Below are 17,847 nucleotides of genomic sequence, written 5' to 3' on the forward strand. Positions count from 1 at the left end.
CCGACAACCAATTTCACACAGGGCTTCCTGTGACGCCCCGCATCACCGTTGCGCACGGCTCAATTAATGCGTCGTCAGTGGAACGCGGAGCGTCCCTGGCGGCATTCCCACGCAGAGCGTGGGAACGATCAAACGATCAATGTGCTGCCGCCTTCGCGAGCAGGGGATCCAGGTACACCCGTAAAAATCAGGTCGGCTTTAAGGCCGCCTCGCTTTGCTGTTGCTCGCAGGCACCCCGTTAACTCCTTTAGGAGCGAGCACGCTCCGGGCGGCGTTCCGACGATGGAGGTCAACGATGACGCGGGGAGCCTGACACCCCGCGGTGTTCTCGGGTTTTTCGCGAGCATGCTCGCTCCTACAGTCGAGGTATCAATGCGCCACAGGGCAGTCCAGGAAGCCACCTCCACCTCCGCGCATTCGTACCGTGCCTATGCCGTTTTCCCCAGGCCACCGCGGCTATTTCATGCATCGCGCCGGCATTGGAGTCTTTAAAGTGAGGTCGGAAATCACTTTCTCGAACCCTGGAAAAAGGAATGAACATGCAACGGAATGCAAAGACTCATTATCCAATCCTGTTGGTGCACGGGCTTTTCGGCTTTGAGCGAATTGCCAGCGTGGACCTCTTCCACGATGTCAAGCAGGCCCTGCGGAACGCCGGGGCAAGTGTGTTCGTCCCGTTTGTGTCCGCCACCCACAGCAACGAAGTTCGCGGCGAACAGCTTCTGGCGCAGATCCATCGGGTACTGGAGGGCACCGGCGCCCACAAGGTCAATCTGATCGGTCACAGCCAAGGCGCGTTGGCCGCCCGCTATGCCGCCGCGACAGCGCCAGGCCAGGTGGCCTCGGTAACGTCCGTCAGTGGACCGAACCATGGGTCCGAACTGGCCGATTTGCTGCGCAAGGCATTGACGCCAGGCCACTTGCCGGAAACGGTAGCCGAAATCGTTGTCACCTTGTTCGCCGACCTCATGTCGTTGCTCAGCGGCAAGCGCCGGCTGCCGCAAAATGCCATCGCCGCGCTGGATGCCTTGACCACGCAGGGCGTGGGCGCATTCAACCGGAAGTACCCGCAAGGCTTGCCGCCGTCTTGGGGCGGCAAGGGCCGCGAACAGGTCAATGGTGTCCGCTACTATTCCTGGAGTGGCGTCGTGCAGGGAAAGCGGCGGGATGCCGAACTGGAAACACTGGACCCGTCCCACGGCCTGCTGCGGGCGCTGTCACGTTATTTCACCACCGAGCCCTTGCAGAACGATGGCATGGTCGGGCGCTACAGCTCGCACCTGGGCACCATCATCCGCTCCGACTATCCGCTGGACCATCTGGGCACCCTTCACCAGGCCGGTGGTCATAATGAAAGGCGCATCGACCCGATCGATCTTTACGTACAGCATGCCGAGCGCCTGGAAAAAGCCGGACTTTAAACCAAACCTGCCGTCCAGAGCGCTGGCAACGGAACTTTGAGGAGAAATACCCCACTGAATCCGGTAGGCTCAGCACTTTACCGTACATTGAATGGAGAGTTTTCCCATGGCCAAAGCCACTGCCCGTCACATCCTTGTTGCCAGCGAAGCCAAGTGCAACGAACTGAAGGCCCAAATCGAGGCGGGCGCAGACTTCGCTGAAGTCGCCAAAGCCAATTCCACGTGCCCTTCCAGTCGCCAGGGCGGCGACCTGGGCTCGTTCGGTCCAGGCCAGATGGTCAAGGAATTCGACACCGTGGTCTTCAGCGCACCGATCAACGTGGTGCAAGGCCCGGTCAAGACCCAGTTCGGCTACCACCTGCTGGAAGTGACCAGCCGCCAGGACTGATAACACCCTGGATTGGCTGTGCAACGGCCCGCCTTCTGGTGGGCCGTCGTGTTTCAGATACGTAATTCGGCTGGCGAGGGACGCGCCGCTAGCGTACAAATTGTGGTTAACGACCACCCGGCTCTAAGGCTGACAATGCGACTGGCTTTCCCGACTTTATTGTTCACTGCCGTGGCCCTGCTCTTGGGCGCCGCCGGTGTGAATGCCGCACCTCAACATGCGTTGACCGTATATGGCGAACCCGCCAAGTACCCTGCCGGCTTCAGTCATTTTGCCTACACCAACCCGCAAGCCCCCAAGGGCGGGACGATGCGCCGTTCCGCGATCGAGATCGGGCATTTCGATCACGTCCTGCCTTATATAGACAAGGGCATCGGCGTGACGCAGATCGATGGCCTGCTCTACTCTCCCCTGGCGCAGCGCTCGCTGGATGAGCCTTACACGGTGTACGGTCTGGTGGCGCAGCAGATGGAGCGCTCCGACGATGGCCTGTCCCTGCGCTTCTACCTCAACCCCAAGGCGCAGTTTGCCGATGGCACGCCGATCACCGCCCAGGACGTGCGCTACACCTTCGATCTGCTGATGACCCAGGGCAGCCTGCGCTATCGCACGCAGTTCGCCGACGTCAAGGGCGTGGAAGTCGAGTCGCCATTGACCGTGCGCTTCGATTTCAAGAACAACGAAAACCGCACCCTGCCGCTGGACATCGCCACCTTGCCGGTGTTTCCCGAGCACTGGTGGAAGAACCGTGACTTTGCCAATGGCGGCGGTTACGAGCCGCCATTGGGCAGCGGACCGTACAAGGTCGGCAAGGTCGATTCGGGGCGCAGCATCACCTTCGAGCGCAACCCCGACTGGTGGGGTAAGGATTTGCCGGTCAGCCGTGGGCTGTACAATTTCGATCGCTTCAGCATCGAGTACTTCGGCGATACCGATGTCGCGCGCCAGGTATTGCGCGGCGGCGCCTACGACTACAACCGCGAGTTTTCCGCCACCGGCTACTCCATCGGCTACGACAGCCCGGCCCTGAGCGACGGTCGCCTGCAAAAGGCCCACCTGGCCACCGAAGCGCCGCAATCGGCCCAGGGTTTCGTGTTCAATCTGCAAAAGCCGATGTTCCAGGACCGCCGGGTGCGCCAGGCACTGGCGATGCTCTGGGACTTCGAATGGAGCAACCGGCAGATGATGCGCAACCTGTACATCCGCCAGAAGAGCTACTTTTCCAATACCGAACTGGCGGCCCGGCAGCTGCCTGATGCCGGTGAGCTGGCGATTCTGGAACCCTTGCGCGGACAGATCCCCGATGAAGTCTTCAGCCAAGTGTTCGAACCACCGAAAACCGATGGCAGCGGCGTGATTCGCGACAAGCAATTGCAAGCCCTGGGCCTGCTCGAACAGGCCGGGTGGAAACCCCAGGGTGATCAACTGGTGAACGCCGACGGCGAGCCACTGAGTTTCACCTTCCTGGTCAGCCAGAACGGCATGGACCGTTTGCTCCTGCCCTACAAGCGCACCCTGAAACAGATCGGCATCGACATGAACATCCGCCGCATCGATTCGTCCCAGTACGTCAACCGCCTGATGAGCCGTGACTACGACATGATTGTCACCGGCTATCCGGTCACCACCTCTCCCGGCGGCGAACTGCTCAACTACTTCGGCTCGGCGTCGGCCCTTGATCCCGGCGCCAACAACTACATGGCCTTGCAGAACCCGGCGGTGGATACGCTGATCAACGGCCTGCTACGCGCCAGCACCAAGGCCGACATGTTGCACTATGCCCATGCGCTCGACCGGGTGCTGCAATGGAACTATTACTGGATTCCCAATTATTACCCGCCGGGCAGCTCCACCGTGTGGTGGAATCGCTTCGGTATACCGAACGTGCAGGCGAGCAATGACGAAGCCATCGAGAGCTGGTGGGAAATGAGCACCACACCGCTGACCAACCAGCAGATGACCGCCGAGCGCATCCGTCGTGGCAGACCCGGAGGACCGCATTGATGTGGGCTTATATCGTGCGACGCCTGCTGCTGATCATCCCGACACTGGTGATCATTCTCCTGGTCAACTTCGTCATCGTCCAGGCCGCGCCAGGTGGCCCTGTGGAACAGGCCATTGCGCATTTGCAGGGCATCGGCGGAGCCAGTGTCGGTGGTGGCTCGAGCGAAACCATGGGCCATTCCCGGGCCAGCCGCGGTCTCGACCCGCAGCTGATCAAGGACATCGAAAAACAATACGGTTTCGACAAACCGGCACCGCAACGCCTGTGGCTGATGCTCACCAGTTACGCGCGCCTGGATTTCGGCAAGAGCTTCTTTCGCGGTGCCACCGTCACTGACCTGATCCTGGAAAAAATGCCGGTCACCATCTCCCTCGGGCTCTGGGCGACGTTGATCACCTACCTGGTGTCGATTCCCCTGGGGATTCGCAAGGCCGTGCACCACGGCAGTCATTTCGATGTCTGGAGCAGTACCGCGATCATCATCGGCTATGCCATGCCGGCCTTCCTGTTTGCCATGTTCCTGATCGTGGTGTTCGCCGGTGGCACCTCGTTGAACTGGTTCCCGGTACGCGGGTTGGTCTCGGACAATTTCGAATCGCTGTCGACCCTGGGCAAGGTCGTCGATTACTTCTGGCACCTGGTACTGCCGGTGACCGCATTGGTGATCGGCGGTTTCGCGACCCTCACCATCCTGACGAAGAACTCGTTCCTCAACGAAATCACCCGCCAGTACGTGGTCACCGCCCGCGCCAAAGGCTTGAGCGAACGCCGAGTGCTGTACGGTCACGTGTTCCGCAACGCCATGCTGCTGGTGGTATCGGGAATTCCCCAGGCCTTCATCAGCGTGTTTTTTGCCGGCTCCCTGTTGATCGAAGTGATCTTCTCCCTCGACGGCCTGGGGCGCATGAGCTACGAGGCGGCCGTGTCACGGGACTACCCGGTAGTGTTCGGTTCACTGTTCATCTTCACGCTGTTCGGCCTGCTGATAAAACTCGTCGGTGACCTGTGCTACACCCTGGTCGATCCACGGATCGACTTCGCTGCGAGGAACGCCTGATGCTGCAGCTTTCGCCATTAGGCCGACGCCGCTTCGAGCGTTTCAAGAAAAACCGCCGCGGCTGGTGGTCGCTGTGGTTGTTCGTCGGGCTGTTCCTGCTGACCCTGGGTGGCGAGCTGATCGCCAATGACAAACCGCTGGTCGTCAGCTACCAGGGTTCGTTGTATTTCCCGGTGTTCAAGCGCTATACCGAGCAGCAATTCGGCGGACAACTGCCGTTCCAGGCCGATTACCGCAGCGAATATGTTCAGGACCTGATCAAGAAGGACGGTGGCTGGTTGCTGTTTCCGCCGATCCCCTTCAGCGACGACACGCCCAACTACGACCTGAACAAACCGGCCCCGAGCCCGCCTTCAGGGGTCAATTGGCTGGGCACTGACGATCAGGCGCGGGACGTGTTGGCGCGGGTGATTTTCGGCGCGCGGGTATCGATCCTGTTCGCCTTGATGCTGACCTTCGTCAGCGCGCTGATCGGCATCGCCGCAGGTGCCCTGCAAGGCTATTACGGTGGCTGGGTCGACTTGCTCGGCCAGCGGCTGCTGGAGGTCTGGTCAGGGCTGCCGGTGCTGTACCTGCTGATCATCCTCTCGGGGTTCGTCGAGCCAAATTTCTGGTGGTTGCTGGGAATCATGGCGCTGTTTTCCTGGCTGGCCCTGGTGGACGTGGTGCGTGCCGAATTCCTGCGCGGGCGCAACCTGGAATACGTCAAGGCCGCCCGAGCCCTGGGCTTGAGTGACCGCAAGGTGATCGTGCGACACATTCTGCCCAACGCCATGAACGCGACCTTGAGCTACCTGCCGTTCATCCTGACCGGGGCCATCTCGACCCTCACCGCGCTGGATTTCCTCGGTTTCGGCATGCCGGCCGGCAGCGCCTCCCTGGGCGAGCTCATCGGTCAGGGCAAACAGAACCTGCAGGCACCGTGGCTGGGGCTGACGGCGTTTTTCACCCTGGCGTTGATTCTTTCTCTACTGGTGTTCATCGGCGAAGCCTTGCGCGACGCCTTTGACCCTCGTTCGTGAAGCGGACTGTTGCTATGACCAACCTGATCGAAATCCGTGACCTCAGCGTCGCCTTCAACGGCCAGACGGTGGTGCGCGACCTGTGCCTGGACATCCGCCCCGGCGAATGCCTGGCACTGGTGGGAGAGTCGGGTTCGGGCAAGTCGGTGACGGCGCACTCGATCCTGCAGTTGCTGCCCGAATGCGGCACCGAGACCACCGGCAGCATCCGCTATCGCGGCCAGGAACTGGTGGGCGCCGATACCCGCAAATTGCGCGAACTGCGGGGCAATCGCATCGCGATGATCTTCCAGGAGCCGATGACCTCCCTGAACCCGTTGCACAGCATCGAGAAGCAGATCGGCGAAACCTTGCTGGTGCACAAGGGCCTGGCCGGCAAGGCGGCGCAAGCACGGATCCTCGAGTTGTTGCACCTGGTGGGCATCCAGAAACCCCAGGAGCGGCTCAAGTCTTACCCCCACCAGCTATCCGGTGGCCAGCGCCAGCGGGTGATGATTGCCATGGCCCTGGCCTGCGAACCGGAATTGCTGATCGCCGATGAGCCGACCACGGCGCTGGACGTGACAGTGCAGCGCAAGATCCTGTTGCTACTCAAGTCGCTGCAACAGCGACTGGGCATGTCGCTGTTGCTGATCAGCCACGATCTCAATCTGGTGCGCAGCATTGCCCAGCGCGTCTGCGTGATGAAAGCCGGGGAAATTGTCGAACAAGCCAACTGCGAGACGATGTTCACCGCACCGAAACACCCTTACAGCTGCCTGTTGCTCAACGCCGAGCCCGAAGGCGAAGCCCTGCCCCGGGACGAACGCGAAAAAGTCCTGGAAGTGCACGACCTGCGGGTGCAATTTGCCGTTGGTGGCGGACTGTTCCAACGCAAGACTTACCTCAAGGCCGTGGACGGCATCAGCCTGAGCATCCAGCGCGGCAAGACCCTGGGCATCGTCGGCGAGTCGGGCTCCGGCAAGTCCACCCTCGGCCAGGCGATCCTGCGCCTGCTGGACTCCGAAGGCGCTATTCACTTCCAGGGCCAGGCGCTCGATGGCCTGACGCAGAAGCAGTTGCGGCCATGGCGCAAGGAAATGCAGGTGGTATTCCAGGATCCGTTTGGCAGTCTCAGCCCGCGCATGTCCGTGGCACAGATCATCAGCGAAGGCCTGGAAGTGCATAGCCAGTTGAGCACCGAACAATGCAACGCCGAGGTGATCCGGGCGCTGCAGGAAGTCGGGCTGGACCCACAAAGCCGGCATCGCTACCCCCACGAGTTCTCCGGCGGTCAGCGCCAGCGCATCGCCATCGCCCGGGCGCTGGTGCTCAAACCCGCGCTGATCCTATTGGACGAGCCCACCTCGGCGCTGGATCGCACCGTGCAAAAGCAGGTGGTCGCCCTGCTGCGTCAACTTCAGGAAAAGCACGGGCTGACCTACCTGTTCATCAGCCATGACCTGGCGGTGGTGCGCGCCCTGGCCCACGACATGATCGTGATCAAGGACGGCAAGGTGGTCGAACGCGGCGCCAGCCACGACGTGTTCGATTCACCGCAGCACCCCTACACCAAAGAGCTGTTGGCGGCGGCGCATGTGGGGCAGGCATAATCCGGCCAGACCGCGTCGCGGCCTTCGCGAGCAGGCTCGCTCCCACAGGGTATTTGTGAAACACACAGACCAAGTGTGGGAGCGAGCCTGCTCGCGAAGGGGCCGACACAGGCAACACACAATCAGGATCAGCCCTCATGAACACCACCGAAAGCCTCAAGGACTACCAGCGCGTGCGCCTGCTGGCGATCCGCTCGCTGTTCGAGATCATCGAGCAGTCAAGTGAAGGCACGGTGATCGTCGACAGCGACGCCAACATCGTCTGGATGAACGAACGCTATGCCAAGCGTTTCGGCCTGCCATCGGCTGAAGACGCCATTGGCAAGGCCTGCGAAAGCGTCATCCCCGGCAGCCTGTTGCGCGAGGTGGTGCGCACCGGTCGACCGATTCTGCTCGACATGCAGGACACCCCCAAGGAACCCCTGGTGGTCATGCGCCTGCCGATTCATGACGATGCCGGCGAGGTGATCGGCGCCATCGGCTTCGCCTTGTTCGACGAATTGCGCAGCCTGTCGCCGATGCTCAAGCGCTACATGAGCATGCAGCAAGAGCTTGCTTCCACGCGTTCGCTGCTGCGGGCGCGACAGACCCGCTACAACTTCGCCCACTTCATCGGCACCAGCGCCGCCAGCCTGGAAGTCAAGCGCCGCGCCCGGCGCAGCGCCAGCACCGACTCGCCGGTGTTGCTGCTCGGCGAGACCGGCACCGGCAAGGAATTGCTGGCACAGGCGATCCATAATGCATCGCCGCGAGCCCACAAGGCGTTCGTCAGTATCAACAGTGCGGCGATCCCCGAAGCACTGCTCGAAGCCGAATTCTTCGGCACTGCGCCTGGCGCCTATACCGGCGCCGACCGCAAAGGCCGCGCCGGCAAACTGCAGATCGCCCAGGGCGGCACGCTGTTTCTCGATGAAATCGGCGACATGCCGTTGCCGCTGCAAAGCAAACTGCTGCGGGTGTTGCAGGAAAAGGAATTCGAACCGGTCGGTTCCAACGAGGTGATCCAGAGCGATGTGCGAGTGATCGCCGCGACTTCGACCGACCTGGAAGCGGCGATCAAGCGTGGCGAGTTTCGCGCCGACCTCTACTACCGCCTCAACGTCCTGCCGATCCAGGTGCCACCGCTACGCGAGCGGCTCGACGACCTGCCTGCCCTGAGCGAAGCGATCCTTGAAGAACTGCGCAGCCAGCACGAACTGAACAGCGATGCGCTGGCGCTCCTGGGCCAACACGCCTGGCCGGGCAACATTCGCGAACTGCGCAACGTGCTGGAGCGGGCGGCATTGCTCAGCGACGACCTGCGCCTGACGGAGGCGGATATCCGCGCGGCGATCGGGACTTTTACGCCAGTTCAGCGCGTGGCGCCGTTGGCCATCGAACCGCAGGAGCATGAGACGTTCAGTGCGGCGCGCGAGCGCTTTGACCGGCAATTGATTGAAGCGGCCCTGGCGCAATGCGGGGGCAAGGTGATCGAGGCGGCGGCGCGGTTAGGGCTGGGAAGGTCGACCTTGTACAAGAAGATGGTGGCGTTGGGGATTGCGGAGTCTCAATAGAGAGACATAAATCTCTATTTGTAGATGTAATTTTCAGATCAAAAGATCGCAGCCTGCGGCAGCTCCTACATGGGTTTCCAGCGTTTCCCTGTAGGAGCTGCCGCAGGCTGCGATCTTTTCAGGCACAAAAAGTCTCCAAATAGAGACAGCAAGCACTTAATCGCCACTTCGCACAAAATTATATCCTTATATTTCAACAACTTACCCACATGGCACGAAACTCGCTAAAGCCGTCTCCTACAACGTTTCACCCATACAAAAATAACAATCCAGGAGACACACCATGAGTGTGATCATTGCCTTGGCAGCCCTCACGCTGCTGATGCTGGCTGCTTACCGTGGCTACAGCGTTATCCTATTTGCCCCGATTGCCGCCCTCGGCGCCGTCCTGCTCACCGATCCTTCCGCCGTCGCCCCCGCCTTCACCGGGGTGTTCATGGAAAAAATGGTCGGTTTCATCAAACTGTATTTCCCGGTATTCCTGCTCGGCGCGGTGTTCGGCAAACTCATCGAGTTGTCCGGCTTCTCGCGCTCGATCGTCGCGGCGGCGATTCGCTTGCTCGGCACCCGCCAGGCGATGCTCGTGATCGTGCTGGTCTGCGCCCTGCTGACGTACGGCGGCGTCTCGCTGTTCGTGGTGGTGTTCGCGGTCTATCCGTTTGCCGCGGAAATGTTCCGCCAGAGCAACATTCCCAAACGCCTGATCCCGGCGACCATCGCCCTCGGCGCCTTTTCATTCACCATGGACGCCCTGCCCGGCACCCCGCAAATCCAGAACATTATCCCCAGCACCTTCTTCAACACCACCGCCTGGGCCGCGCCATGGCTGGGTTTGATCGGGTCGATCTTCGTGGTCTGCGCCGGCATGCTGTTTCTGCAGCGCCAGCGTAACAAGGCTCAGCTTAGCGGCGAAGGCTACGGCACCGACCTGCGCAATGAGCCGGAAACCGCTGCCGACATCAAACTCCCCAATCCGTGGATCGCCCTGTCGCCGCTGCTGGCCGTGGGCATCATGAACCTGCTGTTTACCCAGTGGATTCCACAGTGGTACGGCAAGACCCACAGTCTCGCGCTGCCGGGCATGGCTGCGCCGGTGACCACCGAAATCGCCAAGCTAACGGCGATCTGGGCCGTTCAGGCTGCACTGCTGGTCGGCATCATCGTGGTGCTGGTGTTCGGCTTCCAGGCGATTCGCGGCAAGTTGGCCGAAGGCAGCAGAAGTGCAGTCAGCGGTTCATTACTGGCAGCAATGAACACAGCGTCTGAATACGGTTTTGGTGCGGTAATAGCATCGCTGCCAGGCTTTCTGGTCCTGGCCGACTGGCTCAAAAGCATCCCTGACCCGCTGGTCAACGAAGCGATCACCGTGACCCTGCTGGCGGGCATCACGGGCTCGGCGTCCGGCGGCATGAGCATTGCGCTGGCGGCCATGGCCAACGACTTCATCGCAGCGGCCCATGCCGCCAACATCCCGCTGGAAGTCCTGCACCGGGTGGCGGCGATGGCCAGCGGCGGCATGGACACCCTGCCACACAACGGCGCGGTGATTACCTTGCTGGCGGTGACCGGCCTGACCCACCGCGAAGCCTACAAAGACATTTTCTGTATTACGCTGATCAAGACCCTGGCGGTTTTCGTAGTGATCGGCACTTTCTACGCCACTGGCATTGTGTGAGGCATTGATGACGACTCTTTCAGGCAAGACCGCACTGGTTACCGGTTCCACCAGCGGCATTGGCCTGGGCATTGCCCTGAGCCTGGCCAAGGCTGGCGCCAATCTGATCCTCAACGGATTTGGCGATGCATCCAAAGTGATTGCCGAGGTTGAACAGTTCGGCGGCAAGGTTGGCCATCATCCCGCCGACGTCAGCGACCCGGCGCAGATCGACGACATGATCGCCTACGCCGAGCGCGAATTCGGCGGCGTCGATATTCTGGTCAACAACGCCGGCATCCAGCATGTGGCGCCGGTAGACGAGTTTCCGGTGGAACGCTGGGACTCGATCATCGCGATCAATTTGTCATCGGTGTTTCACAGCACCCGCCTGAGCCTGCCGGGCATGCGCGCCAAAGGCTGGGGCCGAGTGATCAACATCGCCTCGGTGCATGGCCTGGTGGGTTCGACGGGCAAAGCCGCTTATGTCGCCGCCAAGCATGGCGTGATCGGCCTGACCAAAGTGGTTGCCCTGGAAACGGCAACCAGCAACATCACTTGCAACGCGATTTGCCCGGGCTGGGTGCTGACACCACTGGTGCAAAAGCAGATCGACGATCGCGCCGCCAAGGGCATCGACCCACAGCAGGCGCAGCATGACCTGCTGGCCGAGAAACAGCCGTCGCTGGAGTTCGTAACACCGCCGCAACTGGGTGAACTGGTGCTGTTCCTGTGCAGCGAGGCTGGCACCCAGGTACGTGGCGCGGCGTGGAATATCGATGGTGGGTGGTTGGCGCAGTAACCACAGATTGATCGCTCCCACGCTCTGCGTGGGAATGCAGCCCGGGACGCTCTGCGTCCCAAGAGCCGAACGCGGAGCGTCCGCTGAGGCACCCCTTCGCGGCGCGTGGGAACGATCTGACGACAATAAGAGGCAAATCATGTCCGAAGTACTATGGCAACCCACCGCCGAACGCATCGGCAAGACTCGCATGGAGGCCTTTCGGCGCTTCGTCAATCAACGGCACCACCTGCACATCGACGACTACCCCGCCCTGCATCAATGGTCGATCGACCAGCGCCCGGATTTCTGGCAGGCCATCGTCGACTTCTTCGACATCCGCTTCCATGAGCAACCCGACGCGGTGCTACTGGAAGGCCGACAAATGCCCAGCGCCCAGTGGTTCCCCGGCGCCACCCTGAATTTCGCTGAACACCTGCTCAGTCGACGCGACGATGCCGTAGCCGTCGTGGCCGTGGCTGAAAACGGCCAGCGCGAACACTTGACCTGGGCCGAATTGGCGGAGCATGTCGCAGGCTTTCAGAAGGGCTTGATTGCGGCCGGTGTCGGCCTTGGCGACCGGGTGGCGGCCTGCATGCCCAACACCTGGCAAACCCTGGTGGCCATGCTCGCCACCACCAGCCTGGGGGCAATCTGGTCCTGTTCGTCGCCCGACTTCGGCACCCAAGGGGTGATCGACCGCTTCGGCCAGATCGAACCGAAAGTGCTGGTCACCTGCGCTGGCTATCGTTATGCCGGCAAGGAGATCGACCAGCGCGCCAAGGTCAACGAAATCCTCGAACGCCTGCCGTCATTGCAGCAACTGGTGATCGTGCCTTACGCACTCCCCGGAACACGCATCGAAGATTTCCGTACCCAGGCCAATGTGACGCTCTGGGATGATTTCTATGACCCGGGTGGCGATCCTGATTTCGTCGCCGTGCCCTTCGACCATCCGCTGTACATCCTCTACTCCAGCGGCACCACCGGCGTGCCCAAGTGCATCATCCACAGCACCGGCGGCGTACTGCTGCAACACGTCAAGGAACACGGCCTGCACTGCGACCTCGGCCCGGGCGATCGCTTGTTCTACTACACCACCTGCGGCTGGATGATGTGGAACTGGCTGGTCTCGGCCCTTGCGGTAGGCAGTGCCGTGGTGCTGTACGATGGGTCGCCATTCCATCCGAATGCCGAACGCTTGATCGACCTGATCGACGACGAGCGCATCACCGTATTCGGCACCAGCCCCAAGTACCTCGCCACTCTGCAAAGCAGCGGCGTGAAGCCTGGGCAAAGCCATGACCTGGGCAGCCTCAAGACCTTGCTCTGCACCGGCTCTGCGCTGTCGCCGCAGAGCTACGACTATGTCTATCGCGATTTCAAGGCCGACCTGTGCCTGGCCTCGATGTCGGGTGGCACCGACATCGTCTCGTGTTTTGTCAACGGCAACCCCTGGCAGCCGGTGCGCCGTGGCGAAATACAGGGCAAGAGCCTGGGCATGGCCGTGGAAGTGTGGAACGACGAGGGCCGGGCGGTCATCGGCGAAAAGGGCGAACTGGTGTGTACGCGGCACTTCCCGGCGATGCCGATCGGCCTGTGGAACGACCCAAATGGCGAAAAGCTCAAGGCCTCCTACTTCAGTCAATTTCCCGGTGTCTGGGCCCAGGGCGACTACGCCGAACAACTGCCCCACGGCGCGATGATGATCCATGGGCGCTCCGACGCGGTGCTCAATCCCGGTGGCGTGCGCATCGGCACGGCGGAAATCTATCGGCAAGTGGAGAAAGTCCCGCAGGTGCTCGACAGCGTCGCCATCGGTCAGCAATGGCAGGACGACGTGCGGGTGGTGCTGTTCGTGCGCTTGCGCGAGGGCGTGGAACTGGATGACGCGCTGCAGCAGCAGATCCGCCAGGTCATTCGCGCCAACACCACGCCACGTCATGTGCCGGCGAAGATTGTCGCGGTGACCGACATTCCCCGCACCATCAGCGGCAAAATCGTCGAATTGGCGGTGCGTAATGTGGTGCATGGGCAGAAGGTGAAAAACACCGATGCGCTGGCCAATCCCGAGGCGCTCGAGCAATTCCGCGATCGCCCCGAACTCCAGGACTGAACACCGCCCCCTGTAGGAGCGAGCATGCTCGCGATGAACCTGAGAGCGCCGCGGGGTATCAGGCTTCCAGCGTTATCGTTAACGACCATCGCGAGCATGCTCGCTCCTACAGGGGTATGGGTCAATCCATCAAGTCCCAGTCGCCTGACGATGGCGCAGAACCTGGCGCTGTGGTGGCATGCAACTTCAGTCGCAAGCGTAAATTGTTCGCCGAATCTGCATGCTTCAACGCTTCATCCTCGTCGACCACACCTTCTGCGACCAACTCGAACAACGCCCCGTCAAACGTCTGCATCCCCATCTCCGCCGACTTCTCCATCACCCCTTTCAGTTCGGAAAACTGGTTACGCCGGATCAGGTCGCCAATGGTTGGCGTGCCCAGCATCACCTCTACCGCAGCACGCCGCTGGCCATCAACGCTACGTACCAGGCGCTGCGACACAAACGCCTTGAGGTTGTTACCCAGGTCGTTGAGCAGTTGCCCCCGACGCTCTTCGGGAAAAAAATTGATAATGCGGTCAAGCGCCTGACTGGCGTTATGGGCATGCAATGTGGAGATCACCAGATGCCCGGAATCGGCAAACGCCAGGGCATGCTCCATGGTTTCGCGGTCACGGATCTCGCCGATCAGCACCACGTCCGGCGCCTGGCGCAGGGTGTTTTTCAACGCGGCATGAAAACTGCGGGTGTCGACACCGACCTCGCGCTGGCTGATGATCGATCGCTGGTGCCGGTGGATGTACTCGATCGGGTCTTCGATGCTGACGATGTGACCGCTGGCGTGGCGATTGCGGTAGTCGATCAACGCTGCCAGCGACGTAGACTTGCCCGAGTCAGTGGCGCCGACGAATAGCATCAGCCCTTGCTTGAGCATCACCGTTTCAAGCAACACCTGCGGCAGCTTGAGGTCTTCAAAGCGTGGAATGTCGAGCTTGACGTTGCGCACGACCATTGACACATCGTTACGCTGTTTGAAAATGTTCACTCGAAAGCGTCCAATCCCCGCCAGGGAGATCGCCAGGTTCATTTCCAGTTCCCGATCGAACTCAAGGCGCTGTTCGGCGTCCATGATGGACGCCGCAATCGTCGCGATTGCTCCCGGCTTGATCGGTTGGTGGGCCAGGGCGGTGAGCACACCGTTGAACCGCGCACTCGCAGGCGCCCCCGTGGACAGGTAAAGATCGGAGCCATCCTGGCTGGCCAAGCGTCTTAACAACGCGTCGATTTCCATGGCAAAAAGCACCTACGAAGCATTCAATGTTAAAAAATGACCTGAAGCAGGTCATCCAGCGTCTACTGCCCTGCAAGGATAGTTGACGCCGCCACACCGACTTTTGTGCAGGACATCTTGATGAACGCATCACCCACCGGCAGCGATGCCCAAGCCTTGATTGCCAGACTCGACTGGGCGAACAGCCCCCTGGGCGCTGCTGGCACCTGGCCACAGAGCCTGCGAACCGCCGTGGACATCGTGATTCATTCGCCAATGCCGATGCTGTTGCTCTGGGGGCCGCAACTGACGCAGATCTACAACGACGGCTTCGCGCTGCTGGCCGGCAGCAAGCATCCGCACGCTTTCGGACAGCCAACCCACCTGATCTGGCCCGAATTAAAGGACTTTACTGACCCAATTTACAGCGCGGTCCTACAAGGCCAGGTGCGAACCTACAGCGAACAGCGCTTCACCCTGCAGCGCGACGGTACAGATTCCGACTTCTGGCTTGACCTGACCTACAGCCCCATCCGCGACGAAAATGCCCAGGTTGCCGGAATCCTGGTCACCGCCATCGAAACCAACGAGCGCCGGCGCATCGCCCTCGAACTGGAGCAACGCTCCGCCGCGAGCCTCAAGGCCCAGCAAGACACCGAAGAACGCCTGCAACTGGCCCTCGCCGCCACCGACGCGGTTGGCACCTGGGACTGGGACATCAGTGAGGACCGCTTCATCGCCGACGCCCACTTCGCCCAATTGCACGGCGTCGAACCGGCCCTGTCTGGCCAGTTGCCGATCAGCGAATACCTGCATGGCGTCCACCCCGAAGACCGCACCCTGATCGCCCGCAGCATCAAGCACTGCATCACTCACGGCACCGAGTACGCCGAGGAGTACCGCCTGCTGCAACCCGATGGCCAGTTGCGCTGGGTGTTTGCCCGCGGACGCTGCTACAAGGATCACCATGGACGGCCGATCCGTTTCCTCGGCGCCGCCCTTGACCTGACCGATCGCAAAAACACCGAGCACGCCTTGCGCCAGAGTCAGACCGAGCTGCAGTTGATCATCAATGCCATGCCGATCCTGATCAGCTACGTCGACCGCGAGGAACGCTTTCGCCTGAACAACGCCGCCTACCTGGACTGGTATGGCTTGACGCCCCAGGAACTCTATGGCCGAACCATTCGCGAAGTGCTGGGGGATGAGGCCTACGCGTTGCGCGCCGAGCACATTGCCCAGGCCCTGAGCGGCAAGGCGTGTTGCTTCAGCATCGGCACGGCGCACCGCGACGGTAGCATCCGCCAGGCACTCATGAATTACCTGCCGCGTCACGGCCCGGATGGCGCGGTGAATGGTTTCTATATCTTCGTCATCGACGAAACCGAGCGTAAACAGACCGAAGAAGCCCTGCGCAACCTCAACGAAACCCTCGAGGAACGGGTGAGCGCGCGCACCCGGCAATTGGCCGAGGCCAATGAAAAACTGCTCAGCGAGATGTTCGAACGCGAGCGCGCCGAAGAAGCCCTGCGGCATGCGCAGAAGATGGAAGCGCTCGGCCAGCTCACCGGCGGCATTGCCCATGACTTCAACAACATGCTCACTGGCATCATCGGCAGCCTGGACTTGATGCAGCGCTACATTGCCGACGGCCGCGCCGCCGAAATCAACCGTTTCTCCGAGGCCGCGGTTTCCTCGGCCAACCGCGCCGCCGCCCTCACCCATCGACTGCTGGCGTTCTCCAGGCGTCAGTCGCTGGATCGCAAGACGCTGAACGCCAACGACCTGATCCACTCCCTGGAAGACTTGCTCAGCCGCACCAAAGGCGACCACATCGAACTCAAGCTGCTGCTGACCGAAGGTGCCTGGCCGGTCAGCACCGACGTCAGTCAACTGGAAAACGCCCTGCTCAACCTGGTGATCAACGCCCGCGACGCCATGCCCGAGGGTGGCCAGTTGTGCATCGAAACCGCCAATGTCTATCTCGACGGCAGCGATATCACCACACTGGAACCGGTCAAGGCCGGGGATTACCTGATGATCGCCGTCACTGACAACGGCACCGGCATGACCCCCAAGGTATTGGCCAAGGCCTTCGACCCGTTCTTCACTACCAAGCCCATCGGCCAGGGCACCGGGCTGGGGTTGTCGATGATCTATGGCTTCGCCCAGCAGTCCGGCGGCCATGTGACCCTGTCCAGCCTGCCGGGCCAGGGCACCAGCGTGCGCCTGTACTTGCCGCGACTACGAGGCAACGAGCCACAGGATGTGCTGTCGCCCGTGATCAGCGAAGCACCGTCGGCGATTGCCGGCGAAACGGTGGTGCTGGTGGAAGACGATCCGGCGGTGCGCATGCTGGTGACCGATCTGCTCAAGGAGTTGGGTTATCACGCCTATGAAGCCGAAGACGCGAAGACCGCCCTGCCCTTGCTCGAATCCGACTTGCGCGTCGACCTGCTGGTCACCGACGTCGGGCTGCCCGGGATGAATGGGCGACAACTGGCGGAAATCGCGCGCCAGCATCGCCCGCAACTGAAAGTGCTGTTCATGACCGGTTACGCGCAAAACGCCGCCGAACGCCAGGGCTTTCTCGAAGAAGGCATGGACATGGTGGCCAAGCCGTTTTCCATCGATCTGCTGGCCAACAAGATTCGCACGATGATCGGTCAACCGCAGTGAGTTGGGGCATAATCGCGCCCCCTGGCTGTCACGACCGCAACAAGGTATCTGCCCCATGAAAGCTCAAGCCCGCCATATCCTGGTGAAAACCTCGGAAGAAGCCGAGCAACTCAAGCAACGTATCGCCAAGGGCGAAGCCTTCGATGTGCTGGCCAAGAAGTACTCCACCTGCCCGTCCGGCAAACGCGGCGGCGACCTGGGTGAAGTGCGTCCGGGCCAGATGGTCGGTGCAATCGATGCGGTGATCTTCAAGAAACCGCTGCGGGTGGTGCATGGGCCGATCAAGAGCAAGTTCGGGTATCACCTGGTGCAGGTGTTTTACCGGGATTGATCTCCACCTGTAGGAGCTGCCGCAGGCTGCGATCTTTT

General features: G+C 61.3%; 13 protein-coding genes. 12 read left to right on the forward strand and 1 reads right to left on the reverse strand.

Going from position 1 to position 17,847, the window contains the following annotated elements:
- The first annotated feature begins 539 nt into the window (after positions 1-539).
- From PG5_RS02025 to PG5_RS02070, 10 genes are all read left to right on the forward strand, one after another.
- A complete protein-coding gene (locus tag PG5_RS02025) occupies positions 540-1,421 on the forward strand; it encodes a triacylglycerol lipase (RefSeq protein ID WP_033044464.1) in 882 nt (293 codons plus the stop codon).
- A 106-nt stretch (positions 1,422-1,527) separates the two neighbouring features.
- Positions 1,528-1,809, forward strand: a complete 282-nt coding sequence (locus PG5_RS02030; protein ID WP_007984657.1) for a peptidylprolyl isomerase — start codon at positions 1,528-1,530, stop codon at positions 1,807-1,809.
- Positions 1,810-1,944: 135 nt separating this feature from the next.
- Positions 1,945-3,813: an extracellular solute-binding protein gene (locus tag PG5_RS02035; RefSeq protein ID WP_020795418.1), complete on the forward strand. Its 1,869-nt coding sequence runs from the start codon at positions 1,945-1,947 to the stop codon at positions 3,811-3,813.
- On the forward strand, positions 3,813-4,871 hold the full coding sequence (locus tag PG5_RS02040; protein ID WP_020795419.1) for a microcin C ABC transporter permease YejB: 1,059 nt from the start codon (positions 3,813-3,815) through the stop codon (positions 4,869-4,871). The genes PG5_RS02035 and PG5_RS02040 overlap by 1 nt, the downstream gene beginning before the upstream one ends.
- Positions 4,871-5,893: an ABC transporter permease gene (locus PG5_RS02045; protein ID WP_020795420.1), complete on the forward strand. Its 1,023-nt coding sequence runs from the start codon at positions 4,871-4,873 to the stop codon at positions 5,891-5,893. The genes PG5_RS02040 and PG5_RS02045 overlap by 1 nt, the downstream gene beginning before the upstream one ends.
- A 14-nt stretch (positions 5,894-5,907) precedes the next feature.
- On the forward strand, positions 5,908-7,485 hold the full coding sequence (locus PG5_RS02050; RefSeq protein WP_020795421.1) for an ABC transporter ATP-binding protein: 1,578 nt from the start codon (positions 5,908-5,910) through the stop codon (positions 7,483-7,485).
- A gap of 137 nt (positions 7,486-7,622) precedes the next feature.
- Entirely contained in the window at positions 7,623-9,038 is a 1,416-nt protein-coding gene (locus PG5_RS02055; protein WP_020795422.1) for a sigma-54-dependent Fis family transcriptional regulator, read from the forward strand.
- Between the two features lie 283 nt (positions 9,039-9,321).
- Positions 9,322-10,713: a GntP family permease gene (locus PG5_RS02060; RefSeq protein WP_020795424.1), complete on the forward strand. Its 1,392-nt coding sequence runs from the start codon at positions 9,322-9,324 to the stop codon at positions 10,711-10,713.
- A gap of 7 nt (positions 10,714-10,720) precedes the next feature.
- Entirely contained in the window at positions 10,721-11,494 is a 774-nt protein-coding gene (gene hbdH, locus PG5_RS02065; RefSeq protein WP_020795425.1) for a 3-hydroxybutyrate dehydrogenase, read from the forward strand.
- A 139-nt stretch (positions 11,495-11,633) separates the two neighbouring features.
- Positions 11,634-13,589: an acetoacetate--CoA ligase gene (locus tag PG5_RS02070; protein WP_020795426.1), complete on the forward strand. Its 1,956-nt coding sequence runs from the start codon at positions 11,634-11,636 to the stop codon at positions 13,587-13,589.
- Positions 13,590-13,710: 121 nt separating this feature from the next.
- Here the strand turns inward: PG5_RS02070 and PG5_RS02075 are convergent, their stop codons facing one another.
- Positions 13,711-14,820 (reverse strand): PilT/PilU family type 4a pilus ATPase, encoded by a 1,110-nt coding sequence (locus PG5_RS02075; protein WP_020795427.1) that lies wholly within the window; start codon positions 14,818-14,820, stop codon positions 13,711-13,713.
- A gap of 120 nt (positions 14,821-14,940) precedes the next feature.
- Here PG5_RS02075 and PG5_RS02080 point away from each other — a divergent pair, with 120 nt between their 5' ends.
- Together PG5_RS02080 and PG5_RS02085 are read left to right on the forward strand one after the other, a co-directional pair.
- Positions 14,941-17,478: a PAS domain-containing sensor histidine kinase gene (locus tag PG5_RS02080; protein ID WP_020795428.1), complete on the forward strand. Its 2,538-nt coding sequence runs from the start codon at positions 14,941-14,943 to the stop codon at positions 17,476-17,478.
- 55 nt (positions 17,479-17,533) lie between these two features.
- Positions 17,534-17,809, forward strand: a complete 276-nt coding sequence (locus tag PG5_RS02085; RefSeq protein WP_007933743.1) for a peptidylprolyl isomerase — start codon at positions 17,534-17,536, stop codon at positions 17,807-17,809.
- Positions 17,810-17,847: the final 38 nt, after the last annotated feature.

This window comes from Pseudomonas sp. G5(2012) (assembly GCF_000408945.1).
Classification (GTDB): domain Bacteria; phylum Pseudomonadota; class Gammaproteobacteria; order Pseudomonadales; family Pseudomonadaceae; genus Aquipseudomonas; species Aquipseudomonas umsongensis.

Coding starts and splice junctions, on each gene's coding strand:
- PG5_RS02085 (WP_007933743.1), top strand. CDS start 17,534: ATGAAAGCTCAAGCCCGCCATATCCTGGTGAAAACCTCGGAAGAAGCC.
- hbdH (WP_020795425.1), top strand. CDS start 10,721: ATGACGACTCTTTCAGGCAAGACCGCACTGGTTACCGGTTCCACCAGC.
- PG5_RS02040 (WP_020795419.1), top strand. CDS start 3,813: ATGTGGGCTTATATCGTGCGACGCCTGCTGCTGATCATCCCGACACTG.
- PG5_RS02075 (WP_020795427.1), bottom strand. CDS start 14,820: ATGGAAATCGACGCGTTGTTAAGACGCTTGGCCAGCCAGGATGGCTCC.
- PG5_RS02055 (WP_020795422.1), top strand. CDS start 7,623: ATGAACACCACCGAAAGCCTCAAGGACTACCAGCGCGTGCGCCTGCTG.
- PG5_RS02035 (WP_020795418.1), top strand. CDS start 1,945: ATGCGACTGGCTTTCCCGACTTTATTGTTCACTGCCGTGGCCCTGCTC.
- PG5_RS02025 (WP_033044464.1), top strand. CDS start 540: ATGCAACGGAATGCAAAGACTCATTATCCAATCCTGTTGGTGCACGGG.
- PG5_RS02030 (WP_007984657.1), top strand. CDS start 1,528: ATGGCCAAAGCCACTGCCCGTCACATCCTTGTTGCCAGCGAAGCCAAG.
- PG5_RS02045 (WP_020795420.1), top strand. CDS start 4,871: ATGCTGCAGCTTTCGCCATTAGGCCGACGCCGCTTCGAGCGTTTCAAG.
- PG5_RS02070 (WP_020795426.1), top strand. CDS start 11,634: ATGTCCGAAGTACTATGGCAACCCACCGCCGAACGCATCGGCAAGACT.
- PG5_RS02060 (WP_020795424.1), top strand. CDS start 9,322: ATGAGTGTGATCATTGCCTTGGCAGCCCTCACGCTGCTGATGCTGGCT.
- PG5_RS02080 (WP_020795428.1), top strand. CDS start 14,941: ATGAACGCATCACCCACCGGCAGCGATGCCCAAGCCTTGATTGCCAGA.
- PG5_RS02050 (WP_020795421.1), top strand. CDS start 5,908: ATGACCAACCTGATCGAAATCCGTGACCTCAGCGTCGCCTTCAACGGC.